This is a genomic window from Tsukamurella sp. PLM1, assembly GCF_023168325.1.
Lineage (GTDB): Bacteria > Actinomycetota > Actinomycetes > Mycobacteriales > Mycobacteriaceae > Tsukamurella.
The window spans coordinates 3,443,502-3,457,525 of the sequence record NZ_AP025688.1; the positions used below are offsets into that span (position 1 = coordinate 3,443,502).

11 protein-coding genes, 2 pseudogenes and 1 riboswitch are annotated in these 14,024 nt (G+C 71.4%); of the genes and pseudogenes, 6 read left to right on the forward strand and 7 right to left on the reverse strand.

Annotation, left to right across the window (positions count from 1 at the left end):
• Nucleotides 1-12: 12 nt before the first annotated feature.
• Nucleotides 13-816 (forward strand): annotated as a pseudogene (locus MTP03_RS17670) (metal ABC transporter permease); the annotation flags it as partial.
• Between the two features lie 60 nt (nucleotides 817-876).
• Here the strand turns inward: MTP03_RS17670 and metE are convergent.
• Both metE and MTP03_RS17680 read right to left on the reverse strand, forming a co-directional pair.
• Nucleotides 877-3,163 (reverse strand): annotated as a pseudogene (metE, locus tag MTP03_RS17675) (5-methyltetrahydropteroyltriglutamate--homocysteine S-methyltransferase).
• 164 nt (nucleotides 3,164-3,327) lie between these two features.
• Nucleotides 3,328-3,461: riboswitch (cobalamin riboswitch) on the reverse strand.
• Nucleotides 3,462-3,568: 107 nt separating this feature from the next.
• Nucleotides 3,569-3,802, reverse strand: a complete 234-nt coding sequence (locus tag MTP03_RS17680) for a DUF167 domain-containing protein (RefSeq protein ID WP_248489334.1) — start codon at nucleotides 3,800-3,802, stop codon at nucleotides 3,569-3,571.
• 41 nt (nucleotides 3,803-3,843) lie between these two features.
• Between MTP03_RS17680 and MTP03_RS17685 the strand changes: the two genes are divergently transcribed.
• Nucleotides 3,844-5,310: a patatin-like phospholipase family protein gene (locus tag MTP03_RS17685; RefSeq protein ID WP_248489335.1), complete on the forward strand. Its 1,467-nt coding sequence runs from the start codon at nucleotides 3,844-3,846 to the stop codon at nucleotides 5,308-5,310.
• Nucleotides 5,311-5,369: 59 nt separating this feature from the next.
• On the opposite strand, the gene MTP03_RS17690 is transcribed toward MTP03_RS17685, so the two are convergent.
• Together MTP03_RS17690 and MTP03_RS17695 are read right to left on the reverse strand one after the other, a co-directional pair.
• Nucleotides 5,370-5,798 carry a DUF4440 domain-containing protein gene (locus MTP03_RS17690; protein WP_248489336.1) on the reverse strand — a complete coding sequence of 143 codons (429 nt, stop codon included), beginning with the start codon at nucleotides 5,796-5,798 and terminating at the stop codon, nucleotides 5,370-5,372.
• Complete coding sequence (locus tag MTP03_RS17695) at nucleotides 5,795-6,397, reverse strand: TetR/AcrR family transcriptional regulator (RefSeq protein ID WP_248489337.1); 603 nt, start codon at nucleotides 6,395-6,397, stop codon at nucleotides 5,795-5,797. Before MTP03_RS17695 ends, MTP03_RS17690 begins: the two co-directional genes overlap by 4 nt.
• Nucleotides 6,398-6,453: 56 nt before the next feature.
• On the opposite strand from MTP03_RS17695, the gene MTP03_RS17700 reads away from it, so the two are divergent.
• Nucleotides 6,454-6,891: a PaaI family thioesterase gene (locus MTP03_RS17700; RefSeq protein WP_248489338.1), complete on the forward strand. Its 438-nt coding sequence runs from the start codon at nucleotides 6,454-6,456 to the stop codon at nucleotides 6,889-6,891.
• Nucleotides 6,888-7,379: a pyridoxamine 5'-phosphate oxidase family protein gene (locus MTP03_RS17705; protein ID WP_248489339.1), complete on the forward strand. Its 492-nt coding sequence runs from the start codon at nucleotides 6,888-6,890 to the stop codon at nucleotides 7,377-7,379. The genes MTP03_RS17700 and MTP03_RS17705 overlap by 4 nt, the downstream gene beginning before the upstream one ends.
• Before the next feature lie 4 nt (nucleotides 7,380-7,383).
• On the opposite strand, the gene MTP03_RS17710 is transcribed toward MTP03_RS17705, so the two are convergent.
• Nucleotides 7,384-10,668, reverse strand: a complete 3,285-nt coding sequence (locus tag MTP03_RS17710; protein ID WP_248489340.1) for an error-prone DNA polymerase — start codon at nucleotides 10,666-10,668, stop codon at nucleotides 7,384-7,386.
• An 88-nt stretch (nucleotides 10,669-10,756) separates the two neighbouring features.
• Between MTP03_RS17710 and MTP03_RS17715 the strand changes: the two genes are divergently transcribed.
• Together MTP03_RS17715 and MTP03_RS17720 are read left to right on the forward strand one after the other, a co-directional pair.
• Nucleotides 10,757-11,086, forward strand: coding sequence for a YnfA family protein (locus tag MTP03_RS17715; RefSeq protein WP_248489341.1), 330 nt, complete (start codon nucleotides 10,757-10,759; stop codon nucleotides 11,084-11,086).
• 20 nt (nucleotides 11,087-11,106) lie between these two features.
• Nucleotides 11,107-11,688 carry a type II CAAX prenyl endopeptidase Rce1 family protein gene (locus MTP03_RS17720; protein WP_248489342.1) on the forward strand — a complete coding sequence of 194 codons (582 nt, stop codon included), beginning with the start codon at nucleotides 11,107-11,109 and terminating at the stop codon, nucleotides 11,686-11,688.
• A gap of 183 nt (nucleotides 11,689-11,871) precedes the next feature.
• Here MTP03_RS17720 and MTP03_RS17725 read toward each other — a convergent pair whose 3' ends face one another.
• Together MTP03_RS17725 and MTP03_RS17730 are read right to left on the reverse strand one after the other, a co-directional pair.
• Nucleotides 11,872-12,417: an HNH endonuclease signature motif containing protein gene (locus MTP03_RS17725; RefSeq protein ID WP_248489343.1), complete on the reverse strand. Its 546-nt coding sequence runs from the start codon at nucleotides 12,415-12,417 to the stop codon at nucleotides 11,872-11,874.
• 451 nt (nucleotides 12,418-12,868) lie between these two features.
• A complete protein-coding gene (locus MTP03_RS17730) occupies nucleotides 12,869-14,005 on the reverse strand; it encodes a DUF222 domain-containing protein (protein WP_371820797.1) in 1,137 nt (378 codons plus the stop codon).
• Nucleotides 14,006-14,024: the final 19 nt, after the last annotated feature.

A 14,024-nucleotide genomic window follows, 5' to 3' on the forward strand; every position in this document is an offset into this window, starting at 1 on the left:
GACTACACCTTCATGGTGCGGGCCCTCGCGGCCACCGTCATCGCATCGACGGTGTGCGCACTGCTGTCGTGCTGGCTGGTGCTGATCGGCTGGTCGCTCATGGGCGACGCCGTCTCGCACGCCGTACTCCCCGGCGTCGTGCTCGCCTACATCGTGGGCGCGCCGTTCGCTGTCGGCGCCGTCCTGTTCGGTTTCCTGGCGGTCGCGATGATCGGCGCTGTCCGAGACCGCGGTCGGATCAAGGAGGACGCCGCGATCGGCATCGTGTTCACGACACTGTTCGCGTTCGGCCTCGTGCTGATCTCGGTCACGCCCAGCCAGACCGATCTGGGCCACATCATCTTCGGCAATCTGCTCGGGGTGTCGCCGTCCGACCTGCTGCAGATCGCGGTGCTCGGTGCGATCGTCGCCGCGGTGCTACTGATCAAGCGCCGCGACCTCAGGCTCTACGCCTTCGATCCGACGCACGCCTTCGCCATCGGATTGAGCCCGCGGCTGCTCGGCGGCCTGCTCCTCGCCCTCCTCGCGCTCACGGCCGTCACCGCACTGCAGGTGGTGGGCATTGTCCTGGTGGTCGCGATGCTCATCATCCCGGGAGCCACCGCGAGGCTCTACACCGACCGGTTCTCCCGCATGCTGGTGATCGCACCGGTGAGCGCGGCCGCCAGCGGGATCGTCGGGCTGCTGGTCTCGTACCACGCCGACACGTCGCCCGGCGGAATGGTGGTGGTCATGCAGGGCTTGGTGTTCGCCTTCGCGTACGTGTTCAGCCCGTCCCACGGCGTGATCGGGTCCCGGCGCCGGAGCCGATCCCGAAGCCGCGCGCGGCGCCGCTGGCAGGCTGAGCCTCCTGCGGCACCCGCGTGCCCGGCAGTGTCACAACGTGGCGCGGACCGCCTTCGCGGCGGCGACCAGGTTGCGCAACGAGGCCACCGTCTCCTCCGTGCCGCGGGTCTTCAGGCCGCAGTCAGGGTTCACCCAGAGCCGCTCGGCGGGAACGGCTTCCAGCGCCGCCCGCAGGGACGCCTCGACCTCGTCCTGCGCCGGAACGCGCGGCGAGTGGATGTCGTACACGCCCGGGCCCACCTGATTCGCGAAGCCGGCCTCGTTGAGATCGGCCAGGATCTCCATCCGTGAGCGAGCCGCCTCGATCGAGGTGACGTCCGCGTCGAGATCGGAGATGGCCCCGATGACGTCGCCGAACTCCGAGTAGCACAGGTGCGTGTGGATCTGGGTGTCGTCCTCGACGCCCGAAGTGGACAGCCGGAACGAGCCGGTGGCCCAGCCGAGGTAGGCCGGACGGTCCGCCGCCCGTAGGGGCAGAAGTTCGCGGAGCGCGGGCTCGTCGACCTGGATGATCTTCACACCGGCCGCCTCCAGATCGACCGTCTCGTCCCGGATCGCCAGCGCCACCTGATCGGCGGTGTCGGCCAGCGGCTGGTCGTCGCGCACGAAGGACCAGGCGAGGATCGTCACCGGCCCCGTGAGCATCCCCTTGACCGGGCGCTCGGTGAGTGTCTGCGCGTACGTGATCCAGGAGACCGTCATCGCCTCGGCACGGTGGACGTCGCCGAACAGGATCGGCGGGCGCACGCACCGGGTGCCGTACGACTGCACCCAGCCGAAGTCCGTCGCGAGGAAGCCGTCGAGGCGCTCGGCGAAGTACTGCACCATGTCGTTGCGCTCGGGCTCGCCGTGCACGAGTACGTCGATGCCGAGGTCCTCCTGGAGCCGCACGACATCGGCGATCTCCGCCTGCATGCGCCGCACGTACTCGGCCTCGTCGATCCGCCCGGCGCGCAGGTCGGCACGCGCGACGCGGATGGCACCGGTCTGCGGGTAGGAGCCGATCGTGGTGGTGGGGAGCAGCGGCAGCCCGAGCCGATCCCGCTGGGCCGCAGCACGATCTGCCGCCGCGGCGCGGCCGGTCCCGGCCGCGCGCAGCGACGCGAGACGGGTCCGCACCGTCGTATCGTTCAGGCGCGCGTCGGCCGCGCGGGCCGCCCGCACGGCGGCGCTCCGGCCGAATTCAGCGGCTACCGCTTCCCGCCCGTCGGCGAGGGCACGCGACAACGTGACGACCTCCTCGACCTTCTCCGCGGCGAAAGCCAGCCAGGACCGGACCCCCTCGGCGGCGGCCGGCTCCGGCGCGGTCTCGGCGGCCACGGTGTAGGGCACGTGCAGCAGCGAACAGGAGGTGCTGACGGCGACCGCCGCCGCGGAACCGAGCACGGTTCCGAGGGATCCGAGCGCGGCCTCGAGGTCGGTGCGCCACACGTTGCGGCCGTCGACGACGCCCGCGACCAGCAGCTTGCCCTGCAGGCCCGGGGTGGTGGCGACCGCGTCGACGGTGTGCGTCTCAGTGACCAGATCGACGGCGATCGCCTCAACCCCGGTGCCCGCCAGTGCCGCCAGTGACGGGCCGGGCGAGCCGAAATAGGTTGCCACGAGCACGGCGGGGCGCTGAGCCGAACCCGAGAGGTCGGAGTACACCCGGGCCGCCTCGTCGGCCAGTCCCAGGCCCCCTCGCTGACGAGCACCGGCTCGTCGAGCTGCACCCATTGGGCTCCCTTGGCGGCCAAGCGCTCCAGGAGGTCCCGGTAGAGCGGGAGCACCTCGTCGATGCGGGCCAACGGATCCCCGGCCCCGTCGACCGCCTTGGACAGCGCCAGGAAGGTGAGCGGCCCGACGATCACGGGGCGCGCCGGAACACGCTGCGCCAAGGCCTCGTCGAGATCCGCGAGAACCCTCTCCGGGTGCAGCGAGAACGCCGTGCCCGGCCCGATCTCGGGGACCAGGTAGTGATAGTTCGTGTCGAACCATTTGGTCATCTCGAGCGGGGTGACCTCCGCGGTACCCGCGCCGCGGCGAAGTACCGGTCGAGCGGGTCCTCGATGCCGGAGACGCGCGACGGCAGGGCGCCGAGCATCTCCGCGGTGTCGAGGATCTGGTCGTAGTAGCTGAACGTGTTGGTGGGGACGGAGTCCAACCCCGCGCCGACCAGTCGGGCCCACTGGGCGCGCCGGAGCCCGGCGGCGGTGGATTCGAGGTCGGCCCGGGACGTGGAGCCCTTCCAGTACCCCTCGATCGCGCGCTTGAGTTCGCGACGGGGTCCGATACGGGGAACACCGAGGACGGTGCGGGTGAAATTCGGTGCGGTCACTGCAGGACCGTTCCTTTCGTGCGTAGCCAGGGCGGCCACCCGTCCGGACGCACGTACGCACGACTCGCGGACCGTCGGCGTGCGACGTCCGTTCCGCAGTGCGGTCGCACACCCAGTCCACGAGGCGGCACACCACCGGACGCGGCGCGTCCGGTACAACGGGCAGGTATTCGGACTCGCAGGCACGCCCTGGGCCCCTACCGGTCGCTGCTTCCCAGGTTCTTCACCCAGTGCATCGTCGCGACTTTCGTTCCTGCTCACCGCTGCGGGACAGTCCCGGATTCTCACCGGGTTCCCTCGCTGCGTCGCGGCTGCGGCACAGCGATGTCGCGGCCCGAGGCTTCGGCGCGACATACCAGCTGCCCGTCCAGCATGCCACGCCGTCGCGCGTGGCCGGGCGGCGCCTCAGTCGTCGACGGCGAAGCGCTTGATCCGGCTGGTCTGCCCGGCGACCAGCCGCACCCGCGACTTCGGCACGCCGAGGTGGGAGGCGAGCAGCACGACGGCGGCCCTGTTGGCCCTACCCTCGGTGGCCGGCTCGCGCACGAACAGGGTGAGCGCGCCGGCATCGTCGACCTCGACGACGGGCCCCTTACGGCTACCCGGCTTGATCGTGCAGGTCACGGTGCGCGGGCTCATCGTCCCATGATCGCAGGTTCACCACTGAGTACAGTGGATTCATGGGACTGAGGAAGGCCGTGCTCGGCGTCGCCGCCGTGATCGCCGCGCTGGTGATGCTCGTGGGCGGTCTGGTGTGGTTCTCCAGCACGTACGAGACGCCGCTCACGAAGCACTTGCCCGCGGAGCTGAAGCCGCGCGTCTTCCCGGCGGTCGAGACGACAGGGCTGGAGCCCGCGCGGGTGCGGATCCTCGAGAACGTGCGCCGCGAGTTCGACGCGAACCGCCCCGGCACGCACTACTCCGAAGGTGTGGAGGAGCCGTGGTGCGCCGACTTCGTCTCGACGGTGCTCCGCGATTCCGGTCTGCCACTGCGCAATCCGAACTCAGGCACGTGGCGCATCCCCGGCGTCTACACGCTGACCGAGTACTTCCAGCAGCGGAACACGTTCCGCCCCAACGGCCACGTGCCGGCTCCGGGTGACGTGGTGCTCTACGCCCCCGGCCACCAGCTGGGCCAGCACACCAACTTCGTCGTCGCCGTCGACGGCGGGTCCGTCATCACCGTGGGCGGCAATCAGGGCGGGGATCTCGGCGTACACCTACCGACTCTCCGACACCGCCGGCATCGTCGGGTACGGGAACCCCGTCGCATGAACGTGATCGCGGCACTCCGCGCGCGCATCGCCTCCGACAGCCGCCCCGGGGAGCGCTCCGACGGCCTGCGGATCGCGTTGTCCATCGAGGGTGGCGGCTCGCGGTCGGCGTACTCGGCGGGGATGGCGATGGCCGTCGACGAGCTCGGCCTCCTACCCGCGTTCGACGCCGTGTACGGCACCTCCGGCGGAGCGCTGAACGCCGCCTGGCTGGTCTCCGGCGAGGGGCGGCGATGGTTGCCGTCGTGGGGCTGGGACGACGTGCTGGCGGAGCGGGTGGTGCTCCCGCGGCGGGTACTGCGCGGCGGTGTCGCGGTGGACACCCGACATCTGGTGGAGCGGGTCTACTCCGCCGTGACGCCGATGGACTTCGCCGCGATCCTTGCCAACCCGATCACGCTCCATCCGCTCGCCGTCGACGCGCACACGCGGCGTGCCGCCGATCTCGCGCCGCACATCGTCGACGAGGAGACGTTGCGGTCCGCGCTCCGCGCGACCACCGCCCTGCCGCTGCTCGCCGGTCCGCCCGTGCGCCTCGGCGGGCGGGAGTGGTTCGACGGTGGCCTCGCCGAGAAGGTGCCGCTGGCCACCCCGATCGCGCAGGGCGCGACGCACGTGATGATGCTGCGCACTGTCTGCAACGAGCCGCGGAAGTCCTCCCGCGCCGAGAAGTGGATCCTCGACGCGTATTTCACGGCCCGGCGTGCGGCCCCGGAGCCCGTGCCGGCGACACCGGGAACCGCTGAAGTCCTGCAGATCTGGGTCCCCGAGGGCAGTCCGGCCGTCGGCCGGCTCTCCAACGACGGTCCGCTGATCTCCCGCGCCGTGCAGATCGGCCGGGACGCCGCGACCGCGGCGCTGCACCGGGCGTAGACGACGAGGTTCTGCGCGCTTCGGCGGCGTGCGCTCCCCGTCACGGGGGCGGTGCGGCGCTATTCGCCGACCATCGTGCCCTGGTGGAACATCACCGACCAGTGGTTCTCGCGGCGGCGCCATACGGTCAGCCGCCGGGTGATGCGGTCGCCCTGCGTCAGGGTGTAGGTGAGCAGGTAGACCGAGGCCCCCATCGCGCGCACCTGGAAATCGCTGGTCTCCCACTCCGATTCGTCGTCCTGCGGATCCTGCTGGCGCCGCTCGATCACGGACCACACGTAGTCACGACTGTAGCGACACCCCGACGCGCCGACCTCCCAGAAGTCGGGCGCCGTCCCCGCGAGGAAGGCCTCGCGGGTAGTCCACTCCGGTCCGTGGAACACCGGCTCACGCCGCCGCAGGTCGGCCAGCACCTCACGCAGTTCACGCGCGGTGGTCCGGTCCGGTTCCCGCTCGACGGGAAGGTCACTCGGATCCCACTTGCTCATCGACCGCCCCGATCGTCCTCGACGCCGAGGATCCGTCCGGCCAACCGCTCGGCCAGCCCGGCGGCGCCGCCGGGCGGCGCCTCGCCGGCGAGCAGATGCCGCCGCACCACTGCCAGCGGGAGGTCGTACAGCGCGAAGGCGACGTCGGCGCGCGGCCTCTTCGACTCCGCGGCCACGCGCCGGACGATCGCCGACGTGGTCGCGTCCCGCTCGGCGCTCAGGGCGGCCCATTCATCTACCGCCGCTTGGGACCACGAGTCGGCGCCGAAGGCGTGTTCCCCGGCCTGGAGCACCAGCACCTCTCCGAGTTCGGCCCTGCACCGCTCGACGATCCAACGGGCGCTTCGCATCGCCTCACGCGCTGTGGCGACGTCCGCGAACTCCCGCACGTAGGCGTCGTGGAAGCTCCGGACAGTGCGGAGCCAGACGGCGGCGAGGAGCGCCTGCCTGTCCGGGAACCGGTGATACACGGAGCCGCTGGGCGCCTTGGCCTCCCGTGCGACGGCGGCCACGGTCAGGCCGCGCGCGCCCTCGCGCGCGAACAGCCGGACGGCGGCGTCGAGCAGCTGGTCCGGGTCATGCAGAGTCGGCCTTCCCACGGCCGCGATCCTATGCTAGACCAGTTTTAGAGAGAAGTAACTAGAAAGGATCCACCATGACGGCCACTGATGACGATCCGCTCGCGCCGGCGGTCGCGGTACTCGACGCGCAGCCCTTCAACGCCCTGGTCGGCGCCAGGGTGACGGCGTTCCGCAACGGCACGGCGGAGTTGGTGCTCGACGTCGAAGAACGGCACCGGCAGCAGTACGGCGTCGTCCACGGCGGCGTCATGGCCTATCTCGCCGACAACGTGCTCACCTTCGCCGCGGGATCCGCCGTCGGCCCGGACGTGATCACCGGCGGCGTGTCCGTGGACTACCTGCGCGCCGTCCGCACAGGTCGGCTGCGTGCCGTTGCGTCGGTGGCCCACCGGAGCCGGAGACACGCCGTGGTCACCGGCGAGATCTGGCACGAACCCGGCGACGGGGAACCCCGGCTCTGCGCGATCGCGCACGGCACGGTCTTCGTCACCGCACCGAAGGCGACGTCGTGACGACGCACGACGACGCCGAATGGGCGGCGGCGCGTAGGTCGGTGCATCGGGCGATCCGCTCGTCGTTGCACTGCGCGGTGAGCTCGCGCAACGCCGACGGCTCGCCTCACGTGACTCCGATCGGCTCGCTCCTGCTGGACCGGGACGAGAGATCGGGCATCTATTTCGATGTGTTCAACGCGCGGCTCGCCCGGAACCTCGCAGCCGATCCCCGAGTCACGGTGCTGGCCGTCGATTCCGGGCCGCTGCGGTGGGGACGGGCGATGCTCCGTGGCCGGTTCGACGTCCCTCCCGGCGTGCAGCTCTCCGGCACGGCCGGGGCAGCCAGGCTCGCCACGCCGGACGAGGCGGCTCGTTTCCGCTCCGCCGTCGGCCCACTGGGTCGCCTCCCCGGCGGCCGCGCGATGTGGGCGGACCTCTCCCGCGTGCGTGATCTGCGGGTCGACAGCATCCGCTTCCTCCGACTCGGCCGCATGACGGCGACCTGAACCGTCACTGCCAGTCGCGCGAGCGGGAGGGCACCGCCAGGTCCATGCGCTGCAGCCGGTCCGCCACCACCGTGACCGCCCCCTCCGCGTTCTGCACCCGGCCCCGCACCAGCAGCGCGGGCGCCGACTGCGCCAGCCGCCGGTAGCGCGCCCAGAGCCCTTGACTGCACACGACGTTCACCATGCCGGTCTCGTCCTCGAGGTTGAGGAAGGTGACACCGCCCGCGGTGGCCGGCCGCTGGCGGTGCGTGACCGCCCCGCCCACCAGGACGCGGTCACCGTCGGGCAGCGCGAGGAGGCGGTCGGCCGGGACGACGCCGAGCCGGTCCAGTGTGGGCCGGAGGAATTCCGTGGGGTACTTCCCGACGGTGACCGACGTGGCCCACACGTCCGCCGCCGCGAGCTCCGTCTCGCTCATGCCGGGCAGCGCGGGCGGGAGCCCGGCGGTCGCGGTGCCGGGCAGGCGATCCCGCCGCTCCCGTGCCGCGGCGCCCGCCTCCCACAGGGCCTGCCGGCGGTCACGGCCGAAGCAGTCCAGCGCCCCGGAGGTGGCGAGGGCCTCGGACTGGGCGACGGTGAGCTCGACCCGGGCCGTGAGGTCGGTGAGGCTCGCGTAGGCGCCGTGCGCGTCCCGCTCACCGGTGATGCGTTCGGCGAGGTCGTCGCCGATGGTGCGGATCGCGGCCAGCCCGAGCCGGACCTCCTGCCCCGCGTTCTCCAGGTTCGCCCACGGCAGGCTGCGATTCACGCACGGCCCCTGCACGGTGACGCCGTGCCGGCGCGCATCGGCGACCAGGGACTGGGGCGAGTAGAAGCCCATAGGCTGGGCCCGCAGCAGCGCCGCGCAGAACGCCGCCGGGTGGTAGAGCTTGAACCACGAGGAGTAGAAGACCAGCGACGCGAACGACTGCGAATGACTCTCGGGAAAACCGAAGTTGGCGAACGCCGCGAGCTTCTCGAAGATCCGGTCGGCCGTCTCGCCCTCGATGCCGTGCAGGCGGGCGGCACCGTCGTAGAAGCGCTGCCGCAGCTGCTCCATCTTCTCGGTGGACCGCTTCGACCCCATCGCGCGGCGCAGCTGATCGGCCTCGGCGGGGCTGAACCCCGCGACGTCGACCGCGAGTTGCATGAGCTGCTCCTGGAACAGGGGCACCCCCAGAGTGCGCTTCAGCGCCTTCCACATCGACGGGTGCTCGACGGTGGGCTCCTCCTGCTCGTTGCGGCGGCGGATGTACGGGTGCACCGAGCCGCCCTGGATGGGGCCGGGGCGAATGAGGGCGACCTCCACCACCAGGTCGTAGAAGTTCCGTGGTTTCAGCCGCGGCAGCGTGGCCATCTGCGCGCGGGACTCCACCTGGAACACGCCCACGGAGTCCGCGCGGCACAGCATCTCGTACACGCCTGCATCAGCGAGGTCGAGCTGCGCGAAGTCCACGTCGATGCCCTTGTGCTCGGCGACGAGGTCCTTCGCGTAGTGCAATGCGCTGAGCATGCCGAGACCCAGCAGGTCGAACTTCACCAGACCCGCTGCGGCGCAGTCGTCCTTGTCCCACTGCAGCACGCTGCGATCCTCCATCCGGGCCCACTCCGTGGGGCACACGTCGGCAATCGGGCGGTCGCAGATCACCATGCCGCCGGAATGGATCCCCAAGTGCCGCGGCAGGTCCGCGATCTGCGTGGCCAGCTCCAGCACGCGGTCCGGGACCCCCTCGGGCACCGGATCCTGCCGCCAGCCGTAGCTGGAGACCTGTTTGCTCCACGCGTCCTGCTGCCCCTGCGAGTAGCCGAGTGCCCGCGCGGTGTCGCGGACCGCGGACCGTCCGCGGTAGGTGATCACGTTCGCGACCTGCGCGGCGTACTCGCGGCCGTACTTCCGGTAGACGAACTGGATCGCCTCCTCGCGGCGGTCGGACTCGATATCGACGTCGATGTCGGGCGGGCCGTCGCGCTCCGGCGCCAGGAAACGCTCGAAGAGCAGATCGTTGCGGACCGGGTCCACCGCCGTGATGCCGAGGGCGAAGCAGACCGCGGAGTTGGCGGCGCTGCCGCGGCCCTGGCACAGGATGTCTCTGCGGCGGCAGAACTCGACGATGCTGTGCACGATGAGGAAGTAGCCGGGGAAGGTGAGCGTCTCGATCACGTTCAGTTCGTGCGCGATCTGCCGGTACGCCTTCGGGTGCCGCTCCGGCGGGCCGTAACGTTCCAGCGCGCCGCGCCGGGTCAGCTCGCGCAGCCACGTGGCCTCCGTGTAGCCCGACGGGACGTCGAACGGCGGCAGCTTCGGCGCGATCAGCTTGAGACTGAAGGCGCACTCGGCGCCCAGTTCGGCGGCGGCCGCGATGGCCCCCGGATGCTCGGGAAGCAGCAGCGCCATCTCATCACCCGAGCGCAGGTGCGCTCCGCCCGCCGCCGGCAGCCAGCCGTCCAGCTCGTCGAGGCTGCGGCGCGCGCGGATCGCGGCGAGGGCCGACGCGAGGCGCCGCTGGCCGGGCCGGGCGAAGTGCGCACCCGTGGTGGCGACGGTGCCGACCCCCATCCGCGCGGCCACGCCGGCCAGGAGGTGGTTGCGCTCGTCGTCCTCCGGCACGCCGTGCACGGTGAGCTCCATGCTCACCCGCTCCTCGCCGAACCGGTCGACGAGGCCCGCGAGGGCGGCAGCGGCACCGTCGGGACCCCGCTCGGCGAGGGCGCGCCGGACCGCGCCTTTGCGACAGCCGGTGAGGATGTGCCAGTGGCCGCCCGACCATTCGGCGAGACGGTCCGGGTGGAAGCGGAGCAGGCCCTTCTCCCCCGCCTCCATGTGCGCCTCGGCCATCGCGCGCGAGAGGCGGCGGTAGCCCTCCTGGCCGCGGGCGAGCACGAGCAGGTGATCGCCCGACGGGTCCTCGGCGCCGGTGCGTTCCGCGTCGTGCTGCAGGGACAGCTCCGCCCCAAATACGGTGGGGACGCCGAGCTCCAGCGCCGCCTCCGCGAAGCGGACCACGCCGTAGAAGCCGTTGTGATCGGTGATCGCGAGAGCTTTGAGGCCGAGGGCGTGCGCCTGCTCGATCATCTCCTCCGGCTGGGCGGCACCGTCGAGGAAGCTGAACGCGGTGTGGGCGTGCAGCTCGGCGTACGGGATGCGGGACGCGCCCGAGCCTCCCCCGAGCGGAACGTACGGCTCACGCTTGCGCGACCACGCCGGGGCGTCACCCCCGTCGCCCGGCGGCTCTGCGCGATGGACCGGGGCGCGACCTGACAACACCCGTTCCATTTCCGCCCAGCTGCGGGGCCCGTTTCCCCAACCCATGAACCCAGAGTACGCCCATGCGTTCGATTGCCGCCATACACTCGAACACGATGGGTGGTGGCGAGCAGCGAGCAGATAGGGTGGCGCCGTGACCGTGACGAAGTCGATCCTGCTGTTCGCCGTGGCCGCCCTGTTCGAGATCGGCGGCGCCTGGCTGATGTGGCAGGGTATCCGCGAGCACCGCGGGTGGCTGTGGATCGGCGCCGGGGTCGCGGCGCTAGGGCTGTACGGCGCCGTCGCCACTCTGCAGCCGGATGCGAACTTCGGCCGCATCCTCGCCGCGTACGGAGGCGTGTTCATCGCCGGATCACTGTTGTGGGCGATGGTGGCCGATGGTTTCCGCCCCGACCGCTGGGACGTGATCGGCGCGCTGATCGCGCTGGTGGGCGTGGGTGTGATCATGTACGCCCCGCGATGACGGTATCGCCGTGACGACGGGTGTCGCTGCGCCGCTTCTGGGTGGCGCTCGCGATCACCAGTCTCCCGTTCTACGCGTGGGGCGCCGTCTCCGACGCGGCGGTAGGGCCGGCGGGCCTGCCGGTGAGCGCACTGATGTTCGTCTGCCCCGCCATCGCCGCGATGGTGGCCTGCGGCGGGGTGCGCGAGCCGCTGACGGCGCTGGCCCGGCGACCGACGGCCCTGCCACTGTTGGGCGCCCTCGTGATTCCGCCGGCCGCGATCGCGACGGCGTCGGACGGGCTGCCGCTGGGGCCGGAACTCGGCACCTCGGCGGCGCTCTACCTCGTGGCGGCGGCGTTCGAGGAGATCGGCTGGAGTGTGGTGCTCGCGCCGGTGCTGCTGCGTCGGCACAGTCCGGTGTCCACGGGTCTGCTCATCGGCGTGGCGTGGGCGCTCTGGCACGTGATCCCGTACGTCCAGGCCGGGTACTCGATCCCGACCTCGTGGCGCAGTGCTGGTTCACCGTGGCGCTGCGGGTGGCGCTGGTGCTGCTCATGGTCACGGCGAGCACGGCGCCGGACGCGCCAGGCGGGGTCTGTGCGGCACCGATCGTGGCGGTGATCGGACACGCGGCGTCGAACGTGGCTTGGACCGCCGCCGAAGAGGTAGACGCGTACTCCCCCGCCCTGAGCGCCCTCGCCATGACCGGCGCCGCGGCGCTCCTAGCCGGGGTGGCAACGACCGCGAAGCGCCGTGCACCCCGGCGCACGCTCCGCCGTCCACTGCCATGAGAGCGCCCGCGGATCAGTAGGGCGGCGGTTCGTCGTCCGTCGGCATTCGAGGCAGGGGCGGGGTGACACCGATCGCGCGCAGCACCGAATCTTCGACGGCGCTGCGGCTTTGCGCCGCGGCGGACTGCTCGGCCAGCAGCGCCGCGACGTTGCGCTCGCGGAGGCGTTCACGCCGGGCGTGCTCGCGCTGCAGTCGGGTTCGCCCGCCGGAGTGGGCCGCCTCGGGAACGAGCCGTCCACGCGCCGACACGACCGAACCGGGTACGGCACCGTCGGGGATCAGCCATTGCACCCGAAGAAGATCCGGGAACAGCTGCAGCACAATCCCGCTGGGATCGACGATGTATCGCCGTCCGTGCGGCGACGTCCACAGGATCCGCCCGTCAGGCAATCGCGCATCGATCCACGCGCCCGCCGTCTTGAGCTGGTGATGCGGCACACACAGCGGCTGCAACTGCTCCGCCGTCGTCGCACCGCCGAGCCCCGGGTCGCGATGGTCGAACTCAGTCCGGTGATCGATCTGCGCACGCGACGCCGGCCGACCACAGAACGGGAACACGCACCGCGGGAACACCAACCGCACGTAACGAAACAGATCCGCCGACGGCCGATACCCCGAACTCCCCCGCGCCCGCACCAACGCCCGCGGGTCCTGAGGACCCGGATCCGGACCGGAACCGCCGCCGCCGCGGGGAGGTCCACCACCGCCATCAGGTGAGCCACCAGGATCAGGAGCGTCGCCGCCGTCGGGGGCACCTCCGTCAGGAGCACCACCGTCGGGCCCACCGCCGGCGGGACCGTCCGGACCGGCGAAACTGTCGGGACCGGCGCCCCCATCGGGCCCCGAATGCAGCACGAAGCCGAGCACGATCTGGGCCCACTCCCACGCGAAGTCGATCGTCCCGTGCGGCGCTTCGGCGTCAGCCGTGCCGCTCGCCTGAGCCGTGTCGCTCACCGCGGCCGGACATTCGGCGTCGAGGCCCGGAGTGGAGAAGGGCTTGGGGATACGCTCACCGAACTCGCGCACCTTCGCATCCGAGCGCGCGGCGAGCTCCCGCGCGTGCTCTGCAGCGATCGGCCCGTACCCCGCCAGGTACGCGAATCCGGCAGGCGCGGATGCGGTGGGCGCGGATGCGGTGGGCGCGGACCGGGCCCGGATTCGGCGGATTCAGCCGTATCACGGTCGGCCGCAGCCCGACCGGCGGCTGACGCCTCAGCCGGCGCAGGCTCCACGAGGCCCTCTCGTTGACCACCACGTTGATCATCGTGATGAACCGCGTGACCGCGCCATCGGCATCCGGCTCACCCGCATATCGAGCCGTCCGATACTTGCAGCCCTCGGCCCCACACAGGCAGCCCAACGTCGAGTACCCACGGATCAGTTGCGCGAATCCGTCGGCCTGGCGTTGCGGCACGGTGCGCGGATCCGCATCGCACACCGTGCCAGCGATGTACTCCACCCGCGCCGATACCTCGCTCATATCGGCCGCCGGGAGCAGCGCGAACGCCGCCGCCATGCCGTCCTCCGCCGGCCGGAACGTGATCCGCCGGTCCTGCTCAGCAAGGCTGCGTCGACGCTCGACAGCCTCCGGATCAATCCGCTTGACCAGCAGGTCGGCGGCCTCCCGAAAAGCGGGAAGCGACAGCACCTCGTACTCGACCGTCAGCCGATCCGCCAGCGCCGCATCGAACTGCCGGACCTGTTCCGCAGTGAGCGTCCGCGACGCCCCGAGCGCGGTCTCCGCGGCTTTCGCCGAGATCACGTTCCGCCCGACCAGCGCGAACACCTGCGGCACCCGCTCGACCATGCCGATCGCGACCTCGATCACGTGCGACGCCGCCGTCTGGCCGACCCGCAGCAGCGTGGACACCTGCGCCTGCAACGCCTCCGCAGCCGCCGACAACCTCCGCCGCGCAGCCACCGCCGCCGCGTAATCGCCCGGTCCCGCGAGATACTCCGCCTCCTGATCCGCGTACATCGACCTGTGCAGCGAATACACACTCACCAGGGTGTGGCAGTAGGCCATGTTCTCGCTGCGCCGACGCTCGAACACCAGCTCCGAGATCGCGCGCTCCCCGGACGCACCGGCCAGCCTCCCGGGAATCAGATCCCCGGGTAACTCGCGCAACGCCGCCGGAAGTGCCATACGTCAATCATACACGTGT